Source organism: Stenotrophomonas sp. 1L-E-5-B-C3 (genome assembly GCF_057292075.1).
The window spans coordinates 293,619-306,417 of sequence record NZ_JBXAWS010000003.1 but is presented as its reverse complement, the minus strand read 5'-3'; the positions used below and the strand labels follow the sequence as shown (position 1 = coordinate 306,417).

The 12,799-nt window shown below is 68.6% G+C and carries 5 protein-coding genes; all 5 read left to right on the top strand.

All coding sequences use genetic code 11. The features are described from left to right. Positions 1-10: 10 nt before the first annotated feature. On the top strand, positions 11-7,189 hold the full coding sequence (locus tag AC0Z6F_RS06405; protein WP_485617249.1) for an ESPR-type extended signal peptide-containing protein: 7,179 nt from the start codon (positions 11-13) through the stop codon (positions 7,187-7,189). Between the two features lie 158 nt (positions 7,190-7,347). Then, on the top strand, positions 7,348-9,201 hold the full coding sequence (locus tag AC0Z6F_RS06400; protein ID WP_485617300.1) for a S8 family peptidase: 1,854 nt from the start codon (positions 7,348-7,350) through the stop codon (positions 9,199-9,201). A gap of 136 nt (positions 9,202-9,337) precedes the next feature. Then, the gene (gspE, locus tag AC0Z6F_RS06395; RefSeq protein ID WP_004142827.1) at positions 9,338-11,059 is read left to right on the top strand and encodes a type II secretion system ATPase GspE; all 1,722 of its coding nucleotides are present in this window, start codon (positions 9,338-9,340) and stop codon (positions 11,057-11,059) included. A 24-nt stretch (positions 11,060-11,083) separates the two neighbouring features. After that, positions 11,084-12,304 (top strand): type II secretion system protein XpsF, encoded by a 1,221-nt coding sequence (gene xpsF / locus AC0Z6F_RS06390; protein WP_004142828.1) that lies wholly within the window; start codon positions 11,084-11,086, stop codon positions 12,302-12,304. A gap of 49 nt (positions 12,305-12,353) precedes the next feature. Beyond that, the gene (gene gspG, locus AC0Z6F_RS06385; protein ID WP_004142831.1) at positions 12,354-12,797 is read left to right on the top strand and encodes a type II secretion system major pseudopilin GspG; all 444 of its coding nucleotides are present in this window, start codon (positions 12,354-12,356) and stop codon (positions 12,795-12,797) included. The last annotated feature ends 2 nt before the right edge of the window (positions 12,798-12,799 follow it).

Genomic DNA, 12,799 nt, shown 5'->3' with positions numbered 1-12,799 from the left:
AGCCGTACCGATGAATCGGATTTATCGCAAGGTCTGGAACAAAGCATTGGGTCAGTTGGTGGTGGCCTCGGAACTGGCCTCCTCCGGCAGCAGCGGCGGGGTCGTCGACCAGCGCCGCGATGCAACGCAGGCTGCGCCCGCACGGTTGGCGATGGCACTGGGCCTGGTATTGGGATTGGGCATGAGCGGTATCGCTGCGGCACAGTCGGTGCAGATCGGCGGCAGCGCCACCTGCGTCGCATTCAGCGGCAAGCTGCTCGAAAAGTGCCTGATCGAAGGCACGGCTACGGCCAAGGGCAGCAACGCGGTGGCGATCGGCAGCAACAGCAGCGCCAGTGCTGCCAATAGCGTGGCGCTCGGCGCCGGCTCCAAGGCCACCCGTGCAAACACCGTGTCCGTCGGTGACACCGGCAAGGAACGGCAGATCACCAATGTTGCTGCAGGCAGCCAGGCCACCGATGCGGTGAACAAGGCGCAGCTCGATGCGCAGGCGCGTGCAACGCAGGCCGCGCTTGCCGATGTCGCCGCAGATGGCAACCGTTATTTCAAGGCCGACGGCGCAGGCGATGACAGCGACGCGGCGAAGATCGAAGGGCAGGGCGCCGTGGCGGCCGGTGCCGGCGCACAGTCGCTGGCCAATGCGACCACCGCCATCGGTACCCAGGCCATCGCTGCCGGCATCGGCGCGAGTGCGTTCGGCCAAGGCGCACTCGCGCTCGGCGATGCCAGCGTCGTGGTCGGGCAGAGTGCCGCGGCATTCGGTCTCGGCGACACCGCGGTTGGCGCAAGCGCTACCGCAGCCAGTGAGAACGGCGCGGCCACCGCACTCGGCGCGCTGTCCGAAGCCACCGCTGATGGTGCGACGGCCGTCGGCGGCGGTGCCGTGGCGATGGGCCCGGGCAGCACCGCACTGGGCCGCGGCGCTACCGCCGCCAACGAAGCGTCGATCGCGGTTGGCGCGTTCAGCACCGCCGTCGGTGAATACAGCACGGCGCTGGGCTCGAACTCTGCTGCGGTGGCTACCGGCAGCGTGGCGCTCGGCGCCGGCTCACTGGCCGATCGTGTCGATACCGTGTCCGTCGGTGCCGCCGAATACGGCCTGACCCGCCAGATCACCAGCGTGGCTGCCGGTACGGAAGATAACGATGCGGTCAACGTCGGCCAGTTGAAGGGCGTTGCCGCCGTGGCCGATGCTACCGCCAAGCGCTTCCAGGCCACCGGCAGCAGTAACAGCGATGCCGGTGCGCTGGCCGAGGGCGACGACGCACTGGCTGCAGGCGAGGCTGCCAACGCGATCGGCAACGGTGCTACTGCAGTTGGCGCGGGTGCCGGCGCCGTCGCGCAGAACGCCACCGCCGTCGGCAACAACGCGCTGGCCTCGGGCCAGAACAGTGCAGCGTTCGGCAACAACGCACAGGCCAACGGCCCGGGCAGCGTTGCCGTGGGCGGTGCCGCGGTGGACGCCAACGGCAACCCGCTGATCACCAGCGGCGGCGTACCGGTGGAAACCGGGGCCACCAGCGCCGGCGTCGGTGGCACTGCCGTCGGTGCCAGCGCTGAAGCCAGCGGCTTTGCCGCGTCGTCCTACGGCGTGGGTGCCTATGCTGCCGGCGCACAGGCGTCGGCGTTCGGTGCGGTGGCCAATGCCATCGGCGATTACTCCACGGCATTGGGTACGCAGAGCAATGCCACCGGCACCAGCAGCGTCGCCATCGGCGGCCCGGCTGATCTGATCCCCGGCCTGGGCTTCTTCGTGCAGACCCAGGCCAGTGGCGAAGCCGCGACCGCCGTCGGCGCGGGCGCCATTGCCAGTGGCGATCGCGCGGTGGCCAACGGCAGCCTGAGCGAGGCCTCCGGTGCCGAAGCCACTGCGGTCGGCTACTTCGCCTATGCACCTGGCGAGAACGCCAGTGCCCTCGGCGCTCAGACCTGGGCCAGTGGCGCACAGAGCACTGCGGTGGGTTACTACGCCACCGCACGTGGCGCCAACAGCGTCGCGCTCGGCGCCAACTCCGAAGCGGTGCGCGCCAACAGCGTGGCGGTGGGCAGTGCCGGCAACGAACGGCAGATCACCAGCGTTGCCGCCGGCAGCGAAGCCACCGATGCGGTGAACAAGGCGCAGTTGGATGCGGTGGCCAATACCGCCGACACCACCGCGCGGTTCTTCCAGGCGCAGCCGGAAGCTGGCAGCGATGCCGGCGCGCTGGCCGATGGCGAGGGCGCCATCGCCGCCGGTTCGTCGAGCAATGCGATCGGTGCGGGTGCCATCGCGCATGGTGCGGCTGCATCCGCGATCGGCGATGACAGTGTGGCGGTCGGCCGCAACAGCGCGGCCACCGGCAATGGCGGTGTCGCCATCGGTGGCCTCGGCCAGGCCTACGATGAATTCAACCAGCCGATCATCGGTGCCGACGGCAAGGCACAACAGGTCGGCACCACCGCCGTTGCCGATGCCACCGCAGTCGGCAGCGGTGCGCAGGCCACCGGAGCCACCAGCACTGCCTTCGGCAATGCCGCCAAGGCCAGTGGTGACAACAGCTTCGCCGCCGGCGGCAAGTCACGTGCCACCGGCAGCTATGCGGTTGCAGTCGGCGACAGCGCGTTCGCCAGCAGCGATGACAGCACCGCCGTCGGTGGTTACAGCTGGGCGACCGCCAGTGGCGCAGCAGCATTCGGTTCGGGTGCATGGGCCACCGCCACCAACGCGTCGGCGTTCGGCAACGCGGCGTGGGCCAGCGGCAGCGGCGCAACGTCCATCGGTTACAACAGTTGGGCCAACGGTGCCAGCTCCACCGCCGTCGGTCGCGGGGCCTTCGGCTATGGCGACAACAGCGTGGCGTTGGGCTTCCAGGCGTTGGGCAACAGCATCAACAGCATCGCCATCGGCACCAACACGGTGGCCGGTGGTGAGAGTGCGATCGCGCTCGGTGCCGGCAGCAATGCCAGCGCCAGCAACACGGTCGCGCTGGGCGCTGGTTCGGTCGCCAACCGCGCGCGCACGGTGTCGGTGGGCAGCGCTGGCAACGAACGCCAGGTCACCAACGTCGCCGCCGGCACCCAGGCCACCGATGCGGTGAACAAGGCGCAGCTGGATGCGGTTGCGGCCACGGCCACAACCACCAGTCGCTTCTTCCAGGCCAGCGGCAATGGCGATGACGTAGCCGGTGCGCTCGTGGACGGTGACAACGCACTGGCCGCCGGTGATGCGGCCAATGCCATCGGCAATGGCGCCACTGCGCTGGGCAGCGGCGCCAATGCGTTGGCCAGCAATGCGCAGGCGGTGGGCTTCAATGCCCTGGCCAGCGCGGCCAATGCCAGCGCCGTCGGCGCCAACGCACAGGCCACCGGTGAGTACGCCACCGCGCACGGTGCGGAAAGCGAGGCCAGCGGCGAGCAGAGCGCGGCGTTCGGTGCGGCCAGCATCGCCAGCGGTGCCGGCAGTACCGCTACCGGCGTGCTGTCCGAAGCCTCTGGCGAAGAAGCCGTGGCTGTGGGTTACTTCAGCAATGCCAGCGGTGACGCGGCAACCGCCGTGGGTAGCGAAAGCGTGGCCAGTGGCACGGCGTCAGCGGCCTTCGGTATCGGTGCCGAAGCCAGCGGCGGTTACAGCACCGCCATCGGTGGCTACGCACAGGCCTCGGCCTTCAATGCCACCGCGTTCGGCAACTTCGCCAATGCATCCGGTTCCAACAGTGTGGCAGTGGGTGGCGATTCGGAAGCCTCCGGTGCCTACAGCACCGCCACCGGCCAGGGCAGCCTGGCCACCGGCACCAACAGCGTCGCCGTTGGCGGCTCGCTGTTCGGCGTGCTGGCCACCGAGGCATCGGGCAACTACTCCACTGCGGTGGGTGGTGGCGCCTGGTCGGGGGGCATCAACAGCACCGCACTGGGCAACGCCGCCGAATCGCGCGGTGCCAACAGCGTGGCGCTGGGTGCGGACTCGATTGCCGACCGCGACAACACCGTGTCGGTGGGCGGCGGCGGCAATACCCGCCAGATCACCAACGTGGCCGATGGCACCCAGGGCAACGACGCGGTCAACAAGAACCAGCTCGATGCGGTGGCCGCTGCGGCGGAAAAGACCAGCAAGCAGTTCCAGGCCAGTGGCAATGCCGATGGCGAAACCGGGGCGCTGGTCGAGGGTGACAACGCGCTGGCCGCAGGTGACGCCGCCAATGCCATCGGCAACGGCGCCACCGCGCTGGGCAGTGGTGCCAATGCGCTCGCGGCCAACGCCACGGCGGTAGGCATCGATGCGCTGGCCACCGGCAGCAACGCGGCTGCCCTGGGCAGCACGGCACAGGCCACCGGCGAAGACAGCCTGGCGCTCGGCACCGGCGCCAGCGCCAGTGAACTGGGGGCAAGCGCGGTCGGCGCGCGCGCGCAGGCCAGCGGTGCATACAGCATGGCCACAGGTACAGAAGCCAATGCCAGCGGCACCCAGGCATTGGCCAGCGGTTTCCGCAGCGCCGCGTCCGCCGATGGCACTACCGCTGTCGGCGGCTACGCCGAAGCCAGCGGTCGCCTCGGCACCGCGTTGGGCTACGGCTCGGCGGCCAGTGGTGCCAACACCACCGCAGTCGGTTTCGGTGCCGCTGCGGCCGGAACCGGTGCCGTTGCCGTGGGTCAGTCCAGCGAGGCCAGTGGCGAGGAGAGCGTGGCCATCGGTGGCAGCACCTTCTTCGGCCTGATCCCCTCGCGTGCCAGTGGCACCGGTGCCGCGGCATTCGGTGCGGGCGCGTGGGCCACCGAAGACTACGCCACGGCGATCGGCTGGAATTCGTGGGCGGCAGGCGGCAGCGCCACCGCACTGGGTGCCAATGCCACCGCCAATGGCAGCAACAGCGTCGCGCTCGGCGCCGGTTCCAAGGCCGACCGTGACAACACGGTGGCCGTCGGCAAGGCGGGCGGTGAGCGCCAGGTAACCCATGTCGCAGCAGGCAGCGAAGCCACCGATGCGGTGAACAAGGGCCAGCTGGATGCAGTGGCCAGCGTCGCCGACAAGACCAGCCGCCAGTTCCAGGCCAGCGGCAATGCCGATGGCGAGGCCGGTGCACTGGTGGACGGTGACAACGCACTGGCTGCCGGTAATGCGGCCAACGCCATCGGCAACGGCGCCACCGCACTGGGCAGCGGTGCCAACGCGATGGCGGCCAATGCCACCGCGGTGGGCTTCGATGCGCTGGCCACCGGCAACAATGCCGCTGCACTGGGTAACACGGCGCAGGCCAGCGGTGTCGACAGCGTCGCCCTCGGCAGTGGCGCCAGTGCCAGTGAGCTGGGTGCCAGCGCCACCGGTGCCGGCGCCCAGGCCAAGGGCGCCTACAGCACCGCCAGCGGTGCGCAGGCCACCGCCAGCGGCACGCAGTCGCAGGCCAATGGTTTCCGCGCCAGCGCGTCGGCCGACGGCGCATCGGCCATCGGTAGCTACGCCGATGCCAGCGGCCGTCTTGGCACCGCAGTCGGTTATGGCAGCAAGGCCACCGGCGCCAACGCGACGGCGGTTGGTGTCAGCGCCAATGCCAGCGCTGCCGGCAGCGTCGCGCTGGGTGCTGGTTCGGTTGCCGACCGTGCCAACACCGTGTCGGTCGGCAGTGCCAGCAGCGATCGCCAGATCACCCGTGTCGCCGCCGGTACCGAGCGTACCGATGCGGTCAACCGTGGCCAGCTGGATGCCGTTGCCGCCACCGCAGACGGCACGGCGCGCTACGTCAAGGCCACCGGCAGCGGCACGGCCAGCGCCAGCGGTACCGACGCCGCAGCCATCGGTTCGGCAGCCAGCGCCAGTGGTGCGCGCAGCAACGCGCTGGGTGCCAATGCGCTGGCCATCGGCAACGGTGCATTGGCCCTGGGTACCAGCGCCGGTGCAACGGGTGCCAACTCGGTCGCGCTCGGCGCGGGTTCGCGAGCGCTCGATGCCAACGTGGTGTCGGTCGGTGGTGGCAACGGCACCGATGGTCCGGCCACGCGCCGCATCGTCAATGTGGCCGATGGCCGCATCGCCGCCGGCAGCACCGATGCGATCACCGGTTCGCAGCTCAACGTCACCAACCAGCGCGTGGGCGCGGTGGAAACCCGCGTCGGTGATTTCGATTCGCGCATCACCACCGTTGAAACCACGGCGGCCAGCGCGGTGGGCTACGACGACGCCAGCCGTGATCGCCTGACCCTGTCCGGCTTCCAGGGCACCACCATCGACAACGTCGGTGCAGGCAGCATTGCCGCCGGCAGCCGTCAGGCGATCAACGGCGGCCAGTTGTTCCAGTCGCTCAGTGATGCAGCCAGCTTCCTCGGTGGTGGTGCCAGCGTCGGTATGCAGGGCGTGTTCGTGGCGCCGAACTATGTGATCCAGGGCGCCACCTACAGCAACGTCGGCGATGCATTGGGTGCGCTGGACCGCAAGGTCAGCGAGATCGACCGCCGCAGCGCCGGTGGCACGCGTGCCGGTGCGTCCAGCCTGCGCGCGATGAGCGCCTCGCTGGATGACACTTCGTTGGCCAGCACTGCCGATGCCCCGGTGGCGGCGGATGCGGCAGCGGCCAGCACCGCACGCGTGCAGGGCACGCCGACGGCTGCCGCAGCAGGTGCCGGCATTCCGGTGGGTACGCCGGGAAGCGGCGCCAACTCGGTCACTGTGGGTGATGGCGCCGTGGCCAGCGGGGCTTCCTCGACCGCGATCGGCCAGGGCGCTACCGCCACAGCAACCAACGCCATTGCATTGGGCCAGGGCTCGCTCGCCGACCGTGCCAATACGATCTCGGTGGGCAGTGAAGGCAATGAGCGCCAGGTCACCAACGTGGCAGCCGGTACCACGGCTACCGATGCGGTCAACAAGGGCCAGCTTGATCGTGGCATGGCCACGGCCAACAGCTACACCGACAGCCGCGTCCAGGCCGTCACCGACAGCTTCGATGTGTTCAAGGGCGAGATCGACGGACGCCTGCGCCACATGGATCGCCGCATCGATCGCCAGGGCGCGATGAGCGCTGCAATGCTCAACATGGCCACCAGTGCCGCCGGCATTCGTACCCAGAACCGGGTCGGCGTCGGCATCGGTTTCCAGGGTGGCGAATCGGCGTTGTCGCTGGGCTACCAGCGTGCGATCAGCGATCGCGCCACGGTCACCTTCGGCGGTGCCTTCAGCAGTGACGACAGCTCGGTTGGCGTCGGTGCCGGCTTCGGCTGGTAAGCCATTCCATCGCGCCGGCGGCCACCCACGCCGGCGCAGCACCTGCAGTGAGGGCCTGGGGGGAGGTCACGGCAATCCCGGCTGGGCCGGCCGGGAGTCGTCAAGGAATGATGGCCGCAGTGTTGGTTCGAACCATGACCCAGAAGAGGAATTTCGACGTGATCAAGAAGCAGAACCTTCGCATCAATGTGCTTGCCGCCGCCGTGCTGTCGATGACGGCTGTCGGTGCCGTCCACGCCGCCGGCCTGCCGACCCGTGAGCCGGTGCGCCAGGCCAGCACCGCCCAACCGGGCGCCGAGCGCATCATCGTCAAGTACCGGGCCGGCGCTGCTGCCGCCACCGACCGCTCGGCGAAGCTGTCCAGCGTGCAGTCGGCGCTGACCCGGGCCAGCCTGTCCGGCGGTACCTCACGTGCCAGTACCCTCGGCCCGCAGGTGGTACGCAAGCTCGCTACCGGTGCGGACCTGATCCGCGTGCAGGGCCGCCTGGCCCCGGCCGAACTGCAGCGTGTGCTGAAGGAACTGCAGGCCGACCCGTCGGTGCAGTACGCCGAAGCCGACGTGAAGCTGCGCCGCACCGAGCTGCGTGCCGGCGATGTGCAGCCGGCACTGGTGCCGAACGATCCCTTCTACCAGCAGAACCAGTGGCACCTGCACAATGCGGTCGGCGGCATCAACGCACCGGCGGCATGGGATGTCTCGCAGGGCGAAGGCATCGTGGTGGCGGTGATCGATACCGGCATCCTGCCGCAGCATCCGGACCTGGTTGGCAACCTGTTGGAGGGTTACGATTTCATCAGCGACGCCGAGACCTCGCGCCGCCCGACCAATGATCGTGTGCCAGGCGCGCTTGACCAGGGCGACTGGGTGGAGAACGACAACGAGTGCTACGACGGCTCGCTGGCCGAGGACAGCTCCTGGCACGGCACCCATGTGGCCGGTACCGTCGCCGAGCAGACCAACAATGGCGTCGGCATGGCCGGTGTCGCCTACAAGGCCAAGGTGCTGCCGGTGCGCGTGCTGGGCAAGTGCGGCGGCTACCTGTCCGACATCGCCGACGCGGTGGTCTGGGCATCGGGTGGCACGGTGACCGGCATCCCGGCCAACACCAACCCGGCCGAGATCATCAACATGAGCCTGGGCGGCAGCGGCGCCTGCGGCAGCACCTACCAGGACGCCATCAACGGCGCCATCTCGCGCGGTACCACGGTGGTGGTGGCGGCCGGCAATGAGACCGACAACGCGTCCAAGTACCGTCCGGCCAGCTGCGAAGGCGTGGTGACCGTGGGTGCGACCCGTATCACCGGCGGCATCACCTACTACTCCAACTACGGCACCCGCGTGGATCTGTCCGGCCCGGGCGGCGGTGGCAGCGTCGACGGCAATCCCGGTGGCTACATCTGGCAGACCGGCTCCAATGCGGCGACCACGCCGGATTCGGGTACGCCGGGCTACATGGGCATGGGCGGCACCTCGATGGCCTCGCCGCATGTGGCCGCCGTTGCTGCACTGGTGCAGAGCGCGCTGATCGCCAAGGGCAAGGATCCGCTGACCCCGGCGGCCATGCGCACCCTGCTGAAGGAAACCGCGCGTCCGTTCCCGGTCGCCATCCCGGCGGCCACCCCGATCGGTACCGGCATCCTCGACGCCAAGGCCGCGCTGGCCAAGGCACTGGAAGAGCCGTGCACCGAGAACTGTGGACCGGTGGCCACGCCGCTGACCAACAAGGCGGCCATCGGCGGTCTGTCCGGTGCGGCCGGCAGCAGCAAGCTTTACAGCTTCGAAGCGGCCGCCGGCAAGCAGTTCAGCGTGATCACCTACGGCGGCACCGGCAATGTTTCGGTCTACGTGGCTGAAGGCCGTGAGCCCAGTGCCAGCGACAACGACGCCAAGTCGACCCGTCCGGGCACCTCCGAGACAGTGCGGGTGACCAAGCCGGTGGCGGCTATTTACTACATCAAAGTGGTGGGTGAAGCGGCCTACAACGGGGTGAGCATTCTCGCCACGCAGTAAGCTCGCACTGTCGTAGTTGAATGGCCGAAGCCCGTCATCCCGTGTGACGGGCTTCGTCTTTTTACGAAAGGTGGCGCAGGAGCGGCGGAAATCACGGCTTAACTGCTAAAGTCGAACCGATTGACAGGAGAGTCATGTGAACGCGCTTGCTGCAACCGCCGCCGACACCGCCGAAGGTCGCATCCTGGATGCGCTGCTGGCGCGTGGCCGGCTCAAGGAAGGCGATCTGGCACGGGCGCGGCCGCTGCATGCCGAAGCCGGTGGCAGCCTGCTCGGCCTGCTGGTGCGGCTGGGGCTGGTCTCCGAGCGTGACCAGGCGCAGGCCAGCGCCGAGGTGCTGGGCCTGCCGCTGCTGGAGGGCAAGCAGCTGCCCGAGGCACCGCCGCAGGGGCTGGCCGAGGGCCTGCCACTGTCGGTGCGCTTCCTCAAGCAGTTCCATGTGTGCCCGTTGGCGCTGGATGAACAGGGCGTGCGGCTGTGGCTGGCCGATGCCCACGATCCCTATCCGCAGCAGGCCGTGCAGCTGGCATTGGGCGTACCAGTGACGCCGGTGCTGGGCATGCGCGCGGAGATCGATGATCTGGTCGAGCGCTGGTTCGGCCAGGGCCGCAGTGCGATGGGCGCGATTGTCGAGACCGCCGACGGTGAGGGTGGGGCGGTGGACGACATCGAACACCTGCGCGACCTCGCCTCGGAAGCGCCGGTGATCCGCCTGGTCAACCTGGTGATCCAGCGCGCGGTGGAGCTGCGTGCCTCGGACATCCATGTCGAACCCTTCGAAAGCCGGTTGAAGGTGCGTTACCGCATCGACGGCGTGCTGGTGGAAGGCGAGAGCCCGCCGGCCAACCTCACCGCTGCGGTGATCAGCCGCATCAAGATCATGGCCCGGCTCAACATCGCCGAGCGCCGCCTGCCGCAGGACGGCCGCATCATGCTGCGCGTGCAGGGCAAGGAACTGGACCTGCGCGTGAGCACGGTGCCGACCGCACACGGCGAAAGCGTGGTGATGCGCCTGCTCGACCGCGAAACCGTGGTCTTCGATTTCCACCGGCTCGGCTTCACCGATGTCTTCCTGCCGCAGTTCCGCAAGGTGCTGGAACAGCCGCACGGCATCCTGCTGGTGACCGGCCCCACCGGTTCGGGCAAGACCACCACGCTGTACACCGCGCTGAGCCAGCTCAATACCGCCGACGTCAAGATCATCACGGTCGAAGACCCGGTCGAGTACCAGATCGAGGGCATCAACCAGATCCAGGCCAAGCCGCAGATCGGGCTGGACTTCGCCAATGCCCTGCGCAGCATCGTGCGCCAGGACCCGGACATCATCATGATCGGCGAAATGCGTGACCTGGAAACCGCGCGCATCGCGATCCAGTCGGCGCTGACCGGCCACCTGGTGCTGTCCACCCTGCATACCAACAACGCAGCCGGCGGCATCACCCGCCTGCTCGACATGGGGGTGGAGGACTATCTGCTCACCTCCACCATCAACGGCATCCTGGCCCAGCGCCTGGTGCGCCGGCTGGAACCGACCCACGCCGAGCGCTATGAAGCCTCGCCGGAAGAAGTCGAACGCTTCGAACTGCGCCGCCTGCAGCCGCAGGGGCCGATCCACCTGTACCGCCCGAAACCCTCGGCGCTGGCACCGACCGGCTACCTGGGACGCACCACCATCATGGAATTCCTGGTGATGAACGACGCGCTGCGGCGTGCGGTGATGCGCCGTGATGGCATGGGCGAGATCGAGCGCATCGCCCGCGAAGCCGGCATGCGCACCATGTACGAGGATGGCCTGAGCAAGGCGCTGAGCGGGCAGACGACCATCGAGGAAGTGCTGCGCGTGACCGAGGAAAGCTGATGCGCGCAGGACGCAGGGGCTGACATGCCGAACTACCGCTACAAGGCGCTCAATACGCACGGCGAGATCTTCGACGGGCAGATGGAAGCGGCCAGCGAGGCCGAGCTGGTCGCGCGCCTGCAGGACCAGGGCCACCTGCCGATGGAGACGCAGCTGGCTGACGGCGGCGCGATCGGCGGCAGCACCTGGCGCAACCTGTTCCGCCAACGCCCGCTGCAGGGCGCGGCACTGCTGCAGTTCACCCAGCAGCTGGCGACCCTGCTCGGTGCCGGCCAGCCATTGGACCGCGCGTTGTCGATCCTGCTCGGCCTGCCGGAAGACGAACGTTCGCGGCGTGCGATCACCGACATCCGCGACGTGGTGCGCGGTGGTGCGCCGCTGTCCACAGCGCTGGAGCGCCAGCATGGGTTGTTCTCGCGCCTGTACGTGAACATGGTGCGTGCCGGCGAGGCGGGTGGCAGCCTGCACGACACCCTGCAGCGGCTGGCCGACTACCTTGAACGCAGTCGTGCACTGCAGGGCAAGGTGATCAACGCGTTGGTCTACCCGGCCATCCTGCTGGTGGTAGTGGGCGGTGCACTGCTGTTCCTGCTCGGCTATGTGGTGCCGCAGTTCGCGCAGATGTACGAGAGCCTGGACGTGGCACTGCCGTGGTTCACCAACGCGGTGCTGCAGCTGGGCCTGTTCGTGCGCGACTGGTGGGTGCTGCTGCTGGTGGTGCCCGCCGTGCTGGCGCTGTTCTTCGAACGCAAGGCGCGGCAACCGGTGTTCCGACTGGCGCTGGATGGCTGGCTGCTGCAGCGGCGCGGCATCGGCCGCCTGCTGGGCGAACTGGAAACCGCACGGCTGGCGCGCACGCTGGGCACGCTGCTGCGCAACGGCGTGCCACTGCTGGGTGCGCTGGGCATCGCCCGCAACGTGCTGGGCAACCGTGCGCTGGCCGCCGATGTCGAGGCCGCTGCCGACGAAGTGAAGAACGGTACCGGCCTGTCGCTGGCGCTGTCGCGCGGCAAGCGGTTCCCGCGGCTGGCCCTGCAGATGATCCAGGTCGGCGAGGAATCCGGCGCACTCGATACCATGCTGCTGAAGGCGGCCGATACCTTCGAACAGGACAGCGCGCGCCGCATCGATCGTCTGCTGGCGGCTATGGTGCCGGCGATCACCCTGGTGCTGGCCTCGGTGGTCGGTGCGGTGATCGTTGCCGTGCTGGTGCCGCTGTATGACCTGACCAATGCCATCGGTTGACGATGGATCCCTACGCAACCCCGACACTCCGCAACTGAAAGGACCGACCATGATTGCTTCCCGTCGACCGATCCGCCTTTCCTTCACCGCCGCGCGCAACCAGTCGGGCATGAGCCTGCTGGAAATCATCATCGTCATCGTGCTGATCGGTGCGGTGCTGACCCTGGTCGCCAGCCGCGTGCTGGGCGGCGCCGATCGCGGCAAGGCCAACATCGCCAAGGCGCAGGTGCAGACCGTTGCATCCAAGGTCGACAACTACCAGATCGATACCGGCAAGCTGCCCGGCTCGCTCAACGATCTGGTGACCGCACCGGCGGGCGTCGGTGGCTGGCTGGGTCCGTATGCCAAGCCGGCTGACCTGAACGATCCGTGGGGCCACGCGCTGGAATACCGTGCGCCGGGCGAAGGCCAGCCGTACGAGCTGATCAGCCTCGGCAAGGATGGCAAGGCCGGCGGCAGCAGCGTCGATGCTGACATCCGCTACCAGCCGTAATC